This is a genomic window from Mesobacillus jeotgali (genome assembly GCF_031759225.1).
GTDB classification, from domain to species: Bacteria; Bacillota; Bacilli; order Bacillales; family Cytobacillaceae; genus Mesobacillus; species Mesobacillus jeotgali_B.
In genome coordinates this window covers 3,635,450-3,651,213 of the sequence record NZ_CP134494.1, presented here as the reverse complement: position 1 = coordinate 3,651,213, position 15,764 = coordinate 3,635,450, and the positions used below count along the sequence as shown (strand labels likewise).

Below are 15,764 nucleotides of genomic sequence, written 5' to 3'. Positions count from 1 at the left end.
TTGCTAACTAGTAATAAAAATGCTGGTCTTCTTGCCTTAAGCCAAGGCGTCGCTCAATCCTGTCGACCCTGCGCTCCAGCCGGTCCAACTGGTTGTTCAATCTTTGAATCTGCCGTTCAAGGCGATCTATCTGGCCGCCTCCTGGATAACCTCCGCCTGGATATCCTCCACCGGGGAATCCTCCGCCTGGAAGGCCGGGAAGCGGGATGTACAAGCCTTGTCCTTGTTGACGATAATTCATTTCAGGTCATCTCCTCATAGTCTTGTATAAAGTATGATATTAGTCTATGTAAGGAACCGAGAAATGGAATGGGCATCCGCCCAATAGAATAAAGGAGGTTAAGCGATGCGAATCGATAAAGTGCTTTCCAACCTGGGATACGGAAGCAGGAAAGACGTGAAGAAACTTTTAAAAGACGGTGCTGTAAAAGTGAACAATGCAATAGTCAAGGATGCAAAGCACCATGTGGATCCTGAAAACGATTCGATTACATTGAACGGGGAAGAGATCCATTATAGGGAATTCATTTATTTAATGATGAACAAGCCGCCTGGTGTCATCTCAGCGACGGAAGACAATCGTGATGAGACGGTGATTGATTTGCTGGAGATCGAAGACCAGGTGTTCGAGCCGTTCCCGGTAGGGAGGCTTGATAAAGACACTGAGGGCCTGCTGTTGATCACGAATGATGGCCAGCTGTCTCACAGGCTTTTATCGCCCAAAAAACATGTCCCTAAAACCTATTTTGCGGTAATAGAGGGAGAAGTGACGGATGAGGATATTGAGGCATTCAAAAAAGGTGTCACCCTCGATGATGGGTATGAAACAAAACCGGGTGAACTTGTTATTTTAAAATCAGGCTTGACTTCTGATATTGAGCTGACGATAACCGAAGGAAAATTCCACCAGGTGAAGAGGATGTTCGAAGCTGTCGGAAAAAGAGTCATTTATCTGAAGCGATTGTCGATGGGACCGCTCAAGCTCGATGACACCCTGGAGCTTGGGGAATACAGGGAGCTGACAGATGAAGAAATGGAAATGCTGCAGGCCTATGAAGTATAAAAAAAGAAATCGCCGAGACAAGCTCAGGCGATTTCTTTTTTATTAGTAAGCATACATTTACTTCGAGAGTTGTCCAGCTCCAGCGCCTAGCCCCTCGAGACGCTTCGGTCCTGCCAATGAAGTCAAAGAACGACTTCACTGTCAGGCCCTCCAGCGCTTGTCGGGGCTGACCAAGGCACTTCCGCTTTTCGTATTATGAAGACATCTTTACCTTTTTCTGGGTCGTTGTCCATTTACCTCGGCTCGGACTTTTCACTAAGTCGTTATAAGCCAGGACATTCAAATCCCTCTGGATGGTTCGAGGAGTAATTCCGAATTCCTCTACAAGATCTTGAGTTGTGACAGTACCATTCTGACATATATACATGTAGATGGATTTGATGCGGTTTATCATCCGGTTAGTCGAAGGTTTCAAACAACCACTCCCTATCCTTTTTTAAACCCCTTTGTCATATTCCTGCAACCGACTATTGATTGAAGACGAATCCCCAAGTATGTAGTTTTCTTCTTTCCAGACAGCTCCTTTTGCGTCCATTTTTAAAAGGCAATCATAAGATGTCTTACCTTTTGGACTATTTTACACTTTAATAAGATAAAATTCCAGATTATTAACTGTTTTTTATGAAAAATTAATAATATTAATAATTTATTAGATAACTGCCTCCTTTGTAATCGTTTATATACTTAACAATATGGTTTTAAACAGGTTAAATATGACAGTTATTAGAAAATTAAGAAAAAATGTCTGTAGTGATTTTATTTACGGAATGCGGTAAACAGGAGTAAAATAAAATTCAAGTTTTCAACTGGCTATTTAAGGTACAATAATGATATTGCTGGGCTTAAATGTACTTCTTAAGGGAAATACATATAGAACAAAATATGGAGGTTTAAATGAATGACTTCAATCAATTGGATGAAGGAAGTAGAAAAAAGAGAATCTGACTTAATTAAGGATGCTCAGGACCTGCTGAAAATCAAGAGTGTGCTGGATGAGGAAAATTCTACAGATGAGGCACCGCTTGGCGAGGGTGTGAGAGAAGCATTGGATTTCATGCTGCAGCTTGGTGAAAAGGATGGTTTTACGGCTAAGAATGTCGGTAATCTGGCCGGTCACCTTGAATTCGGTCAAGGAGACGAAATTGTCGGTGTCCTCTGCCATGTCGATGTCGTTCCAGAAGGGGACGGCTGGACAAGTGATCCTTATGGGGCAGAAATTCGCGACGGGAAAATTTTCGCCCGCGGTGCCATCGACGATAAAGGGCCAACCATGGCGGCATATTATGCGATGAAGATTGTCAAAGAATTAGGCCTGCCGCTTAATAAGCGTGTCCGAATGATCATTGGTACTGACGAGGAAAGCGACTGGCGCTGTGTAGACCATTATTTTGAACATGAGGAAATGCCGGCAATGGGCTTTGCTCCAGACGCTGACTTTCCGATCATTTACGCTGAAAAAGGGATTGCGGATTATGACATAGTTTCAAAAGCTGCCGGTAATGAAAAAGAAGATTTTGATACGGAAGTAATCGAATTTTCTTCAGGACGCCGCTATAATATGGTACCTGATTTTGCGAAGGTGGAATTGGTTGTTCAGCAAGGGCAAACGGATATCGTCCAGCGCTTTGAGGAATTCAAAAGGAACAACGAATTAGAGGGCAAAGCGGTAGTTGAAAGCGGCAAGCTGATCCTTGAGCTTGAAGGTGTATCAGCACACGGCATGGAGCCTGACAATGGCAAAAATGCAGGCCTTTATATGGCAAGCTTCCTCTCCGAGATGAATCTGGATGGAAGCAGTGAAAAGTTCTTTCAATTCGTTGCCAAGTTCCTGGGCAAGGATTCACGCGGCAGGGCGCTCGGAGTTGCATATACCGATGATATTACCGGGGACCTGACAATCAATGTCGGCAAACTTTCCTACTCTAAGGAAAAAGGCGGGCGCGCCGGCTTGAACATGCGCTATCCGGTAACGACTGACCTCGAGAAGACAAAGGGAATTTTAAATGAGGTGTTAGAGGCTGAAGGCTTAACCATAGAGAACTTCTCGAACTCCAATCCGCATCATGTCGATGAAAATGACTTCCTCGTCCAGACTTTGAAAAAGGTTTATGAAGAACAGGTTGGCGAAAAAGCTGAGTTAATTTCTATCGGCGGAGGAACATATGCAAGGTCTCTGAAATCAGGTGTGGCATTTGGCCCGCTTTTCCCAGGAAGACCTGACATTGCTCACCAGAAGGATGAATATATGATTATTGAAGACCTTCTAAGAGCAACAGCGATTTATGCACAGGCAATTTATGAATTGGCTAAATAAAGCCGGACAACAAGGAGGGGCAGAGTATGGAATATGTAATTGTGGACGGAGAGATTCTTGACAGGACGGTCGCCAAGGTCGACATCGAGGATAGAGGCTATCAGTTTGGCGATGGTGTATATGAAGTGATCCGGGTGTATAACGGTAAGATGTTCACTGGAAAAGAGCATTTGAACAGGCTTATCGAAAGCGCCGAAAAAATCAGGATGGAGCTTCCCTATAGCCCTGAAGAGCTTGAGTCCAAAATGGAAGAGCTCATTTCGAAAAATGAACTGGACACGGGTATCGTGTATATGCAGTTTACAAGGGGAACTTCACCGCGTAACCATGTTTTCCCGGGAGGAGATGTGGCTCCAACTTTTGTCGCGTACACGCGCAAGGTAGCACGCCCTGTGGAATCCATGGAAAAAGGGGTCAGGTCCATCCTTGATGAAGACATCCGCTGGCTTCGCTGTGACATTAAAAGCTTGAATTTGCTGGGGAATTTGCTTTCGAAACAAAAGGCAGCAGAGGCCGGCTGCTTCGAGGCAATCCTTCACCGGGGAGAAAGCGTCACCGAGGGAAGCCACTCCAACATTTCAATTGTTAAAGACGGGGTGATCATCACGCATCAGGCAGACAATTTAATCCTTAATGGAATCACAAGACAAAAGGTGCTTGAGATTTGCCGTAATGAGAACATTTCAGTTGATGAGCGAGCCTTTACGCTTGATGAATTGTCAGCTGCCGATGAAGTCTTCTCTTCTGGGACGACCGTTGAAGTCATGCCAATTGTGGAAGTCGATGGAAAACCTGTCGGAACAGGAAATCCAGGACCGGTCACAAGGAACCTGCAAGACCTTTTTAAAGCAGAAATTGAACGCCAGTGCGGCAAACTATGATCCGGAACCTGCAAGGGTTCCGGTCCTTTTACCCACTCTCAAATTAGATATGTGTTTAACACAGCAAAAACCCAGACCGAATGGATCTGGGTTTTTGAATCTTGATTAGCTTCTTATTCAGTTTAGGTCCTTTTTAGTGGATAACCAAAGTTTATCCTTTATACCAATTTTCATCAAAGTCAAGATTCAACGCTCTCCCGAAGCACGCTCCAAATTTAATGAATCCACTTCCCCTTGCAGTTATAACCTTCCCATCTTGAACGACCAGATCTTCAGAGTAATTTTCTTTTTCAAAGATGCCTGACTGATCCCTGGCTTCTTCTGTCAATCCAATCGTATATCTTTTCCCTTTTAAAACTCCAGCTTTTGCAAGTAAATAAGGCGAACTGGAAATACTGCCTATTGTCGTTACTTGACTTTCAACCCTAGTTATAAAGTCTGTAAATGCTTTTTCGTTTTCTAATGAAAAAATATCTATACAACCTGTTAATAAAAGGCTATCTATCTCATCAATGTTTAGTTCATCAACAGTGGTATCGGGTAAGCAAGTTAAGCCCGACTCTCCTCGGATGGGCTTCATGCTTTCCCCGACTGTAACTATTGGTTTTCCCCCCTGCATTAATATGGATAATGCAACACTTAATTCATATTCACTATACTGAGGATATAATAGAACGGCTGTTTTTTTTATATATCTTCCCCTTGAAATTATTTGTTTCCCACCTTACAACAACCTCTTGTTCATTAAGTATTCCAGTTAATGGAATGTCTGATATTTACAATTTTATCACACATATACCTACAATAGGACTGATGACAAATTGATGATTACAAATTCCTCTGGTTAAACAAGGCCATGAACAAAAAGAAAGGCTCCAGGGAGAGACAGGGACTTATGAAGTGAAGCTCTTAAGAGTAAACCTGGCCAGAAGGCAGGGACAGGTTCGTACTTCCTTTGTTTTTTCTCGGTAGGAAATGGGTATCATAAAAATATTTAAATCATCCGGAAACCTGCTTTTTGTTCAAAATCGTACACATTACAGCAGCATACCGAACAGGGGGAACAGTAATGAAATTCACTTCTGAACAGCATATAGAATTGCATGGATTCAATAATCTGACGAAATCATTAAGTTTTAATATGTATGACATCTGTTATACGAAAACAAAAGAAGAGCGAGAAGCTTATATTGAATATATTGATGAACAGTATAGTGCCGACCGGCTGACGAAAATACTCACTAATGTTTCCGACATCATCGGGGCCCATGTACTGAATGTGGCCAAGCAGGATTATGTGCCGCAGGGGGCGAGTGTAACGATTTTAGTTTCTGAAGGGCCGGTCGTCGAGGTTCCTGATGAAGCGTATGATGAGTCGCCTGGACCGCTTCCTGACAATGTAGTATTACAGCTGGATAAAAGTCACATCACCGTCCATACGTATCCAGAGTTCCATCCTGATGAAGGAATCAGTACGTTCCGTGCGGATATCGATGTTTCCACTTGCGGCGAGATCACGCCGTTGAAAGCCTTGAATTACCTGATTCACTCCTTCGAAACAGATGTCATGACGATTGATTATAAAGTGAGAGGTTTCACAAGGGACAAAGATGGCAACAAGCTGTTCATCGATCACGACATAAGCTCGATTCAAAATTACATCCCGGAAAATGTAAAAGAACAATACGATATGGTTGATATCAATGTTTATCAGGAAAACATTTTCCATACAAAGTGCAAGCTAAGAGAATTCGATTTGGATAATTATCTATTCGGGTATACAAAGGATTCCCTTTCACCAGAAGAACGAGAAGAGATCACCGAGAGAATCCTGGCTGAAATGGAAGAAATCGTTTCAGGAGTAACGCTCCATTCAGGAACAATCTTTGAAGATGAAGTAGAAGATGAAGGTGAAGGATTGGATAAATAAAACCATATGGCATGAGGCCGGACTGCAGACAAACCAGGGAATGTTGAGTTTGTCTGCAGTTTTTTGTATCCCAAGAAAGATACCCTTATGGAAACGAAACACGTTTCATAAGGGTACGAAACCGCCTGAACGGTACCCTTATGAGGGAGAAATGAGCCGCATAAGGGTACGCAAACGTCCGAAAGGTACCCTTATGAGAGGGAAATGAGCTGCATAAGGGTACGAAACCGTCGGAAAGGTACCCTTATGAGGGGGAAATGAGCTGCATAAGGGTACGAAAGCACCCGAATCGTATCCTTATAGAAGCGAAACCAGTCACATAAGGGTACGAAAACTAGAGAAAGTTTCCTCATGCGAAAAGTTCTACATACTAAAGGGACTTTCTTATAAACAGTAAAAAACCCGCCATCACTGGCGAGTCTTCTTAAAGATTAATCTTCGAATTTGAACAAATCACTGGATAGATATCTTTCGCCTGTATCGCAGGCAATGCAGATGACGACTTCATCCGGCTTGAGGTCCCTTGCGACGTTGATCGCGGCGAAGCATGCAGCCCCTGATGAAGGGCCTACAAGGATGCCTTCTTCTTTGGCCAGTCTTCGAGCTGTTTCATAGGCATCTTCATCTTCGATTTTATGGATTTTTTCATAGACATCCTGATTGAGGATTTTCGGGATGAAGCCTGGGCTTGTGCCGACCAGTTTGTGCTTGCCAGGCTTGCCGCCGGAAAGTACTGGCGACCCGGCAGGTTCGACGACGTGTACGGCCAGCTCAGGGAACTCTTCTTTCAGAGCTTCGCCTGTTCCTGTAATCGTTCCGCCGGTTCCAGCTGTAGCGACGAATGCGCTGAGCGGCTTTTTTAGTTCTTCCATTGCATCGATGATTTCTTTTGCAGTTGTTGTCCTGTGGGCGTCTGGATTCGCTCCATTTTCAAACTGCATTGGCATGAAGCTGTCTGGAATTTCTTTTACTAACTCTTCCGCTTTCTTGATTGCACCAGGCATTTTTTCGTCGCCAGGTGTCAGCACGACTTCTGCTCCATATGCCTTTAACAAATTGATTCTCTCTTCGGTCATCGTGTCCGGCATGACCAAAATTGCTTTATAGCCTCTTGCCGCGGCGTTCATTGCCAGGCCGATTCCAGTGTTGCCGCTTGTTGGCTCAATGATTGTAGAACCAGGTTTCAGCTTTCCTTCATTTTCTGCTGAAACAATCATGTTGAATGCCGCCCTGTCTTTTACGCTTTTGCTAGGATTGAAGTATTCCAGCTTGAGGTAAACCGATGCCCCGCCCTCAGGTGCCAATCGATTTAATTTTACAAGTGGTGTTTCTCCGATTAATGCTGCGATATTATTAACGACTCTCATGTGATAGCCTCCTTGATCGTTGTTGCCCTGCTTTAGTATTCCAATTAAGTGAATAATTGATGATAAGCAACTGAAAAATAAACTTAGCTTCTTTTTATCATATAAAAAAAGACTATTCCTATCAACTTGAATGGATTAGAAATGTTTATAAGGAATTTCTGCCAATATGACAAACCATTTGCTACAATAAATTCAAGTGGACACGAAAGGGTGTATTTGTTTGCATACGCATTATTTCTATGCTCTTGAACTTCCCGGTGAAGTAAAAGAAGTACTGAAGGACTCAATCCACGGCTTACAAGGAGAAATGCCTTTTAAAACATGGGTACATCCACAGGATTTACATATTACACTTGCATTCCTCGGAAATGCACCTGAAGCCAAGATAAAGGCTGCCAATGAATTGATAGGGGCAGCACTTAATAATACAACAACATTTAAACTGGAGATCGACCATATAGGCATATTCGGCCGAAAGGATTCTCCAAGAATTTTTTGGGCAGGTTTGGAAAAATCGAGCGAATTGAATGAGGTAAGAGAAGCAGTGTTTTCTTCTTGTACGACCGCTGGTTTTTCCCTGGAAACACGGCCATTCAGCCCGCATATCACCTTCGCCAGAAAGTGGGATGGGGAGGAAGCATTTGAGGCTGGCCAGCTGGAGGCCGTCAACCCTTTTAAAAAAGAACTGACTTTTCATGCTGAAAGGGTCGTTTTGTACAAGACTCATTTGGGGAAAAGTCCAAAATATGAACCAATCACACTATTCCCGCTTGCTAAGCAGGAATAAAAGGCAGGTACAACAATGGGACAATTAATCAAACTCCAAGACTATGTATCACGCTATGCCCAGGACATTTACCTTTATCCCTCCAGATACGTCCGCCTGAAGAAAAAGCAATGGGAGGGAATTAAGGCAAAATGGGAGAATGGGCTTGAAGAACCTATTGGGGATCTGACTGACCCACAACAAGAAGAGCAGTCTAATAATAATATCCTTCATAAACTAAAAAGCATGGTCCGCCAGCCAGAGCCTGTCAGGGAGGTTGCACCACAAGGTCTGGAAGATCAGGACGATGTGATGGACGAAGGCACTTTGAATTCCATCAGCAATTTAAAAACCATCGAGGAATTAAAGCAGCATTTTCTTGACGGATTGCTGCCATTCCAGCTGAAATGGGCCAGCTCGACATTGACGGAAAGGTCATTCATTGCAAAAGAATTCGTCAATGATCCTACACTGAAATTCCTGCTGCAGCGCTTTCCCGATACCTTCCTTATTCTATATAAACCTATATTTTTACTAAAAAAAGCGCCTGTGGAGGCGGAGTTAATCATCATCACTCCAGCTGCAGCGATGTGCATTTCATTCATCGAAGCTGAAGAGGATGCTGCATATGTCGGCTCAAAGGATCGCTTCTGGATCAAGAAAACGAGAAATCAGGAAAAGAAAATCCTCAATCCTCTGATTGCGCTTAATCGGACAGAGAAAATCGTCAAGACTCTTTTTGACATGCACGGAGTGGATCTTCCTGTCCAAAAGCTATTGATCAGCAGGAATGGGTTCATCGACTATCCTCTCCCGCCATATGGCGTACAATTCATTGAAAAACGAAATTTCGAGGAATGGTTCATGTCCCTAAGAGGCATGAAATCTCCATTGAAGCATATGCAATTAAAAGCAGCACAGATTCTCCTGCAGTACTGCCAGACAACATCCGTCAGAAGACTTGAGTGGGGAAACAATCCGAAGGGTCAAGAATAGAAAACCTATTAAATAGATAAAGGTTGATCATATGGAGAAGATCTATTTTATCGTCAATCCCAATGCGAAAAATGGGAGCTGCCGGGAGATTTGGAGAAACATAGAGATAGAGCTGGAAAACCTGGACATTGCGTATCTTGCTTTTTTTACTGAATATCCAGGGCATGCACAGGAGCTGGCAGAGTCACTGGCCCGTAAGGCTTTAGGAAACCCGGCAGTCATTGCGGCAGTCGGAGGGGACGGCACGCTGCATGAAGTGGTGAATGGCACGGCATCCTATCCAAACATTACCGTTGGCTTCATTCCAGGCGGCTCAGGGAATGATTTTTCAAGAGGTTTCTTCATTCCGAAAAAATCAGCTGATGCTTTACGTTTGATCATTGATAAACGCAATGGTAATCGGGAAGAAATTGATATCGGAAAAATTCGTCACGACGAATTACAGGAAACCTATTTTATGAATAATATGGGAGTAGGCTTTGATGCTGCTGTAGCAAAGGATTCAAATGAGTCCCGGATGAAGGCGCTCCTGAACCGTATCTCGCTGGGAAGGCTGGTCTATGTTTATATTCTCGTCAAAAAACTGCTTACATTCAGGACGGTTCCAATGGAAGTGACGATTGATGGCAAAGTGTATAAATATAGCAATGCCTGGTTTGTCACTGTTTCGAACCAGCCATACTACGGAGGGGGCATGAAGATTGCTCCTGCTGCTCTCGCGGATGACGGCATTCTCGACATTACGGTCGTGCACCGGATTTCCAGGCTGAAGCTGCTTTTGGTTTTCATCAGTGTGTTCTGGGGAAAACATACAAAGTTTCAGGAGGTAGAGCAGTTTACCGGAAAATCGATCATGATTGAATCCACTGCCAGTGTTTTGGCGCACGCAGACGGTGAAGCAATCGGACATACACCGCTGAAAGTCCAGGCATGTCCAAAAGCCTTGAAAATTATATCTGGAACAAGCAATCCAGGACATACCGAGGAGTTGAAAATGAATGATTGCCATTGAAAGGGAATTTAACGCCTATCTTGATCAAATGGATGTTATTACCGTTCTGCTTCCTTATTCCTATTTTGAAGGGAACTCCAATGAATTCCGTCTTAAAGGAGAAGGCGTTGATTTGCCATTGGCGATCCAGGAGAAGGTATTGCTTGAGGATGCAGTAAAATACATTTGCTTGTGTAGTATCAGCCCTGATTTAGGAAAAACATATACGATTTTAGATGAGCACGGCGGTCAAACGGACCTCCAAATCGGAGCAGTCATCCGAACGGAGGAATTTGATTCATTATTTTTTTACGGCGGGAATGACCTCGGTGTCAGTTACACCCCTGAAAATACAAGTTTCAAGTTATGGGCTCCCACTGCTACAAAAATAAAACTGAGGCTTTTTAAGGAAGATGCCCAAAACCCCGAGATATTCGAGATGGACCGGGGAGATAAAGGCGTATGGAGTGTAAAGGTAGATCGGAACCTGGAGCTGTATCGGTATTCATTCCTCGTTTGTATCAACCTGGAATGGAGAGAAGCAGTCGATCCATATGCAACGGCATTATCGGTCAATGGGGAATATGGTGTTGTCATCGATCCAGCAAAAGCGAAAGTAAACGTTGATAATGGCCCGAATTTACTGCACCCTGTTGATGCTGTCATCTATGAAGCCCATATCAGGGATCTGACGATGCACCCGGGCAGCGGGGCTGTCAGGAAAGGAACTTATCTGGGCGCGGCAGAAACGGGAACCCAAAGTCCAATTGGGGTGGAAACTGGCCTTTCCTATATTAAAAATCTCGGTATCACACATATAGAACTTCTTCCATTCCACGATTTTGAGGGAGTGGACGAATTGGATAGGGAACGTGACTATAACTGGGGATATAACCCTGTTCATTACAATGTCCCGGATGGGAGTTATGCGTCTGATCCCAGTGCCCCCTATAACCGGATCATCGAGCTGAAGCAGTTGATTTCTGCGATACACTCGCACGGGATGGGCGTTATTATGGACGTGGTCTATAATCATGTTTACATCCGCGAGGAATCTCATTTTGAAAAAGTCGTACCCGGCTACTTTTTTCGCCACGATGCACATGGCCTTCCTTCGAATGGAACCGGAGTGGGGAACGATATTGCCTCTGAAAGGCTGATGACGAGAAAATACATTGTCGACTCTATCATGTACTGGCTGAATGAATTTCAAGTCGATGGCTTCCGCTTTGATTTGATGGGTATTTTGGATATCGACACAATGACGGCAGTCCGGGATGCAGTGAATAGCGTGCGGCCCGATGTGTTGATCATAGGGGAAGGCTGGGACCTGAATACTCCCCTCCCCCCTGATCAGAAGGCCAATATCTCGAATCAGGGAAAACTCCCTGGAATCGGCCAGTTCAATGATTGGTTCCGCGATTGTATCAAGGGCAGCACCTTTAACATTTATGATAAAGGCTATGCTTTAGGAAATGAGCGTTACCTGGAGGCGGCAAAGCAAGTAATGGCTGGCAGCATAGGAATAGGCAAGGTGAAACAGGGACTTTTCTTGCAGCCGGGACAATCCGTCAACTACATTGAATCGCATGATAACCATACATTGTGGGATAAGCTGAAAATCATCGAACCTGACCAAGATGAAGCTTTTTTAAAGAAGCAGCACAGGCTGGCGACTTCGATGGTCGTGCTGGCCCAGGGTATTCCCTTTCTGCACAGCGGCCAGGAATTTTTCAGGTCGAAAAAAGGAGTTGGCAACAGCTATCGGTCACCTGATGAAATAAACTGGCTGGATTGGGACCTGCGGGATGAAAATCTTGATAATGTCGAATACATTAAAGGGATCATCGATATTCGAAAATCGAATGAGGCATTCCGCCTTCAGGATAATGAACAAATCCGCAGGCATATGGAATTATTGCAAGTGCCGGGCCCGCTAGTGTGCTATTCGCTGAAGGATATAAATCAAAAAGGGCATTGGGAAAAAATATTGGTGTTCATTAATCCATCACCGGATCAACAGCTTGTCGAGCTGTCGGAGGATGGAAAATGGAATGTTCTCGCTGACCATGAAAAAGCTTCAGCCCAGCCATTTCGCCATATTGAGGGCGATAAGGTCCTGCTTGAGCCATGCTCGTTGTTTGTGCTGGCAAAATGATAAGCAGCCGCTGCTGAGAACATGGGAGTTGAAGTATTCCAGATGAAAGGCTTAAGCTTTATTTCTTGATAACTTTTTCACAATATTAATTTAGACACGATGGGGTTGACGTACGAAGCCTCTAGGAGATAAAATTTATAAGATAGCTATTGTATGTATTTTACTATCAATAGCTGTCTTTTTATTTCCGATAATAAAGACAACAGTGATTATAGAATCCATTTCCGGTTTTTAGCATAAGGGAAATAGTGATAAATGAAGGTGACTAACTTTGGAACATTTATTTGGACAGGATTGGGAGATCGTTCCTGCAGGCGGTGCAACCGGTGCCGCTTATTTTGCGCAGCATGAAGAACAAAGGCTGTTTCTAAAACGTAATTCATCCCCTTTTCTTGCTGTTCTCTCCGCAGAAGGAATTGTACCCAAGCTTGTTTGGACGAAAAGGTTAGAAAACGGAGATGTCATTACGGCACAGCAATGGATGAACGGACGAGAGCTGAAGCCCGGGGATATGAACAATGACCGTGTGGCCAAGCTATTGAAGAAAATCCATGCGTCGGAACCCCTTCTTGGGATGCTTACCAGGCTGGGGAAAAGTCCGCTGAAACCTGAGATGTTCCTTCATGCCCTGAACGAGGAATTGGATGAGGAGCTTCGTACGAAGCAGGCTGTCATAGATTCAATGGAGTTTTTGACTGCAAACGTTGGACAAATTGATGTTGACGAAAAGGTTGTCTGCCATTGCGATGTGAATCATAACAACTGGCTGCTTACTGAAGACAACCAGTTGTATTTAATCGATTGGGATGGAGCGATGATCGCCGACCCTGCCATCGACCTTGGACTTCTACTGTATTCGTATATACCTGTAGAAGAATGGGAGGAGTGGCTGGATAAGTACGGCATCATCCTGACCGAAAATCTCAAGCAGCGCATGAAATGGTATGCACTTGCACAGTCACTTTCAGCGATACAATGGCATAAAAACCAGAATCGCATTCCAGAAATGGAAAAATGGATTGATTTTTTAAAAGCACTTATTTAATCTATTTTCAAGAAAATTGTCCAATGTCATTTACCCATTGGGATAACTGGCCCTGATTGGTCTGGATATGCTGTTCCAGGTCAGAGGCATTGACGCCATTTTGACTATACTGGTAAACATCCTGCAGAATCGATTTGATGTTGCCGTCGACATTCGTATTGACCATCAAAGATTTGATCAGGCGCTCCAATTGCTGATACTCCGCAACAGAACCGCAGCAGTCAGTCTGCTGGTTGCTTAATATATCCTTTAATAAATTTACCTGGTCATGGTGGCTTAAAGGCACAATGATCACCCTTTCTTTTAAAAGGAATTCACCTATAGATTGTGGATTCCTTTTTGTGTTTATGCAGCGCCGATAAATTTCACCTTGAAAACATATGGGTTGCATGATATTGTTTGAAACGAATGAAAATAGTACAGAGGTGTCAGTATGAGACTAAGAAACAAGCCTTGGGCTAAAGATAAATTACTTCAGTATTCGAATTTTGTAATCCATGAACCTGAACAGCACCGTGGAAATTGGGGAAAAGTATTTGAAAAGGATCAGCCCCTCCACATTGAGATTGGTACGGGAAAAGGGCAGTTCATCACAGGAATGGCAAAAGCCAATCCGGACATTAACTATATTGGCATCGAACTGCAGGAAAGTGTCATCGTCAGCGCGCTGGACAAGCTGATTGAAGAAGATTTGCCAAACTGCAAGCTGATGAGCGTTAATGGAGCAGAGCTTGCCAAGTATTTTGAGAGCGGAGATGTCAGCCGTGTCTACTTGAACTTCTCTGATCCTTGGCCAAAAACCCGCCATGAAAAGAGAAGATTGACATTCAAGTCGTTCCTTGAAGTATATGAATCCATCCTTGTGAAAAATGGAGAAATCCACTTCAAGACAGACAACCAGGGATTATTCGAGTACTCCCTTGTCAGCTTCTCACATTACGGAATGAAGTTGAACTATGTCAGCCTCGACCTTCACAACAGTGATTATGAAGGCAATATCATGACCGAATACGAAGAGAAATTCTCCTCACTCGGCAGCCGCATTTACCGCTGTGAAGTACAATTCATTTCTGAATAAGAGAGACGAACTAACCGGCCGATTCTTTTGCATCGACCGGTTTTTTTATTGAAAAAAAAGAGCGATAATTTCCAGTTCGCCAATAAACATGTGAAAATCGCCAGAAAAAGAGATTTTCGCCAATAAAATCTTATTATCGCCAATAAAAATAAAATATCGCCAATAAAATTGTGAACTTCGCCAATAAAATAGAATTCATGATAAAAGTATGGCCTTATTGTTCTGTGACTGATCAAAAAAGAAGCTGAATTATTTAAAAATTTCAAACTCGAGTGGTACAATCAAGAAAAAAGGAGGCTGAAAGATGGAAAAGCTTGAACTTCGGAATGTAAAACTGCAATGGTTGAACGGCGGGGTCACTCATCTTGATGGCGGCGCGATGTTCGGGGTTGTCCCGAAAGCATTATGGTCGCGAAAATATGCTGTGAATGACAAAAACCAGATCGAGCTGCGAACGGATCCAATCTTGATTCAGGCGGAGGGAAAGAATTTCCTTGTTGAAAGCGGCATGGGCAATGGAAAACTGAATGAGAAGCAAAAACGCAATTTTGGGGTCCTCGAGGAATCAAGTTTGATCTCTGAGCTGGAAAAGTTGGACTTGAAGCCAGAAGATATCGATTACATATTGATGACCCATATGCATTTTGACCATGCCTGCGGGTTGACCAAGGATTCAGGTGGGGAGCTTGTTTCTGTTTTCCCGAACGCGAAAATCATCACTTCGCAGGTCGAGTGGGATGAGATGCGCAATCCGAATATTCGGTCCAAGAGTACATACTGGAAAGAAAACTGGCAAGGTATAGAACATCAGGTCGAGACTTTTGAGAAGGATTGGTCTTATGGTCCAATCAGAATCATTCATACCGGTGGCCATAGTGATGGTCATTCCATCCTGATCATTGAAGATGAAGACTTAACAATTGTCCATATGGCTGATATCATGCCTACCCATGCTCACCAAAACCCTCTTTGGGTAATGGCGTATGACGATTATCCGATGGATTCGATTTTTGCCAAGCAGAAATGGCTTGAATTCGGAATCAGCAATGACGCCTGGTTCACTTTTTACCATGATGCAGTCTATCGTGCAGTAAAGTTTGATCAGGATGGGAAAATAACGCAAACAATTGAACGAAAAAAATAGACCTGCGCTAAGCAGGTCTCGAATTTCAACT

General features: G+C 43.6%; 16 protein-coding genes. 11 read left to right on the top strand and 5 right to left on the bottom strand.

Features of this window, described 5'->3' with window-relative positions; translation table 11 throughout:
* Window positions 1–7: 7 nt before the first annotated feature.
* Window positions 8–241: a hypothetical protein gene (locus tag RH061_RS18330; protein ID WP_311072274.1), complete on the bottom strand. Its 234-nt coding sequence runs from the start codon at window positions 239–241 to the stop codon at window positions 8–10.
* A 105-nt stretch (window positions 242–346) separates the two neighbouring features.
* Here RH061_RS18330 and RH061_RS18325 point away from each other — a divergent pair, with 105 nt between their 5' ends.
* The gene (locus RH061_RS18325; RefSeq protein ID WP_311072273.1) at window positions 347–1,063 is read left to right on the top strand and encodes a pseudouridine synthase; all 717 of its coding nucleotides are present in this window, start codon (window positions 347–349) and stop codon (window positions 1,061–1,063) included.
* Between the two features lie 193 nt (window positions 1,064–1,256).
* Here the strand turns inward: RH061_RS18325 and RH061_RS18320 are convergent, their stop codons facing one another.
* A complete protein-coding gene (locus RH061_RS18320; RefSeq protein WP_023626930.1) occupies window positions 1,257–1,478 on the bottom strand; it encodes a DeoR family transcriptional regulator in 222 nt (73 codons plus the stop codon).
* A gap of 483 nt (window positions 1,479–1,961) precedes the next feature.
* Between RH061_RS18320 and pepV the strand changes: the two genes are divergently transcribed.
* Both pepV and dat read left to right on the top strand, forming a co-directional pair.
* Window positions 1,962–3,377 carry a dipeptidase PepV gene (gene pepV, locus RH061_RS18315; RefSeq protein WP_311072271.1) on the top strand — a complete coding sequence of 472 codons (1,416 nt, stop codon included), beginning with the start codon at window positions 1,962–1,964 and terminating at the stop codon, window positions 3,375–3,377.
* A gap of 26 nt (window positions 3,378–3,403) precedes the next feature.
* A complete protein-coding gene (gene dat, locus RH061_RS18310) occupies window positions 3,404–4,258 on the top strand; it encodes a D-amino-acid transaminase (RefSeq protein WP_311072270.1) in 855 nt (284 codons plus the stop codon).
* 151 nt (window positions 4,259–4,409) lie between these two features.
* Here the strand turns inward: dat and RH061_RS18305 are convergent, their stop codons facing one another.
* The gene (locus RH061_RS18305; RefSeq protein ID WP_311076451.1) at window positions 4,410–4,949 is read right to left on the bottom strand and encodes a DJ-1/PfpI family protein; all 540 of its coding nucleotides are present in this window, start codon (window positions 4,947–4,949) and stop codon (window positions 4,410–4,412) included.
* Between the two features lie 378 nt (window positions 4,950–5,327).
* Between RH061_RS18305 and speD the strand changes: the two genes are divergently transcribed.
* Window positions 5,328–6,188 carry an adenosylmethionine decarboxylase gene (gene speD / locus RH061_RS18300; RefSeq protein WP_311072268.1) on the top strand — a complete coding sequence of 287 codons (861 nt, stop codon included), beginning with the start codon at window positions 5,328–5,330 and terminating at the stop codon, window positions 6,186–6,188.
* A gap of 431 nt (window positions 6,189–6,619) precedes the next feature.
* Here the strand turns inward: speD and cysK are convergent, their stop codons facing one another.
* The gene (cysK, locus tag RH061_RS18295) at window positions 6,620–7,555 is read right to left on the bottom strand and encodes a cysteine synthase A (protein ID WP_311072265.1); all 936 of its coding nucleotides are present in this window, start codon (window positions 7,553–7,555) and stop codon (window positions 6,620–6,622) included.
* Window positions 7,556–7,775: 220 nt separating this feature from the next.
* Here cysK and thpR point away from each other — a divergent pair, with 220 nt between their 5' ends.
* The 5 genes from thpR to RH061_RS18270 all read left to right on the top strand — a co-directional run bounded on the left by thpR (window position 7,776) and on the right by RH061_RS18270 (window position 13,511).
* Window positions 7,776–8,342: an RNA 2',3'-cyclic phosphodiesterase gene (gene thpR, locus RH061_RS18290; protein WP_311072264.1), complete on the top strand. Its 567-nt coding sequence runs from the start codon at window positions 7,776–7,778 to the stop codon at window positions 8,340–8,342.
* Between the two features lie 15 nt (window positions 8,343–8,357).
* The gene (locus tag RH061_RS18285; protein WP_311072263.1) at window positions 8,358–9,317 is read left to right on the top strand and encodes an NERD domain-containing protein; all 960 of its coding nucleotides are present in this window, start codon (window positions 8,358–8,360) and stop codon (window positions 9,315–9,317) included.
* A gap of 31 nt (window positions 9,318–9,348) precedes the next feature.
* Window positions 9,349–10,329 (top strand): diacylglycerol/lipid kinase family protein, encoded by a 981-nt coding sequence (locus tag RH061_RS18280; RefSeq protein ID WP_311072261.1) that lies wholly within the window; start codon window positions 9,349–9,351, stop codon window positions 10,327–10,329.
* Window positions 10,316–12,466: a type I pullulanase gene (pulA, locus tag RH061_RS18275; protein WP_311072260.1), complete on the top strand. Its 2,151-nt coding sequence runs from the start codon at window positions 10,316–10,318 to the stop codon at window positions 12,464–12,466. Before RH061_RS18280 ends, pulA begins: the two co-directional genes overlap by 14 nt.
* A 271-nt stretch (window positions 12,467–12,737) precedes the next feature.
* Window positions 12,738–13,511 carry a phosphotransferase gene (locus tag RH061_RS18270; RefSeq protein ID WP_311072258.1) on the top strand — a complete coding sequence of 258 codons (774 nt, stop codon included), beginning with the start codon at window positions 12,738–12,740 and terminating at the stop codon, window positions 13,509–13,511.
* A gap of 7 nt (window positions 13,512–13,518) precedes the next feature.
* On the opposite strand, the gene RH061_RS18265 is transcribed toward RH061_RS18270, so the two are convergent.
* A complete protein-coding gene (locus tag RH061_RS18265) occupies window positions 13,519–13,797 on the bottom strand; it encodes a YtzH-like family protein (protein ID WP_041964692.1) in 279 nt (92 codons plus the stop codon).
* Between the two features lie 147 nt (window positions 13,798–13,944).
* Between RH061_RS18265 and trmB the strand changes: the two genes are divergently transcribed.
* On the top strand, window positions 13,945–14,589 hold the full coding sequence (gene trmB / locus RH061_RS18260; RefSeq protein WP_311072255.1) for a tRNA (guanosine(46)-N7)-methyltransferase TrmB: 645 nt from the start codon (window positions 13,945–13,947) through the stop codon (window positions 14,587–14,589).
* Between the two features lie 304 nt (window positions 14,590–14,893).
* The gene (locus RH061_RS18255) at window positions 14,894–15,733 is read left to right on the top strand and encodes a YtnP family quorum-quenching lactonase (RefSeq protein WP_311072252.1); all 840 of its coding nucleotides are present in this window, start codon (window positions 14,894–14,896) and stop codon (window positions 15,731–15,733) included.
* Window positions 15,734–15,764: the final 31 nt, after the last annotated feature.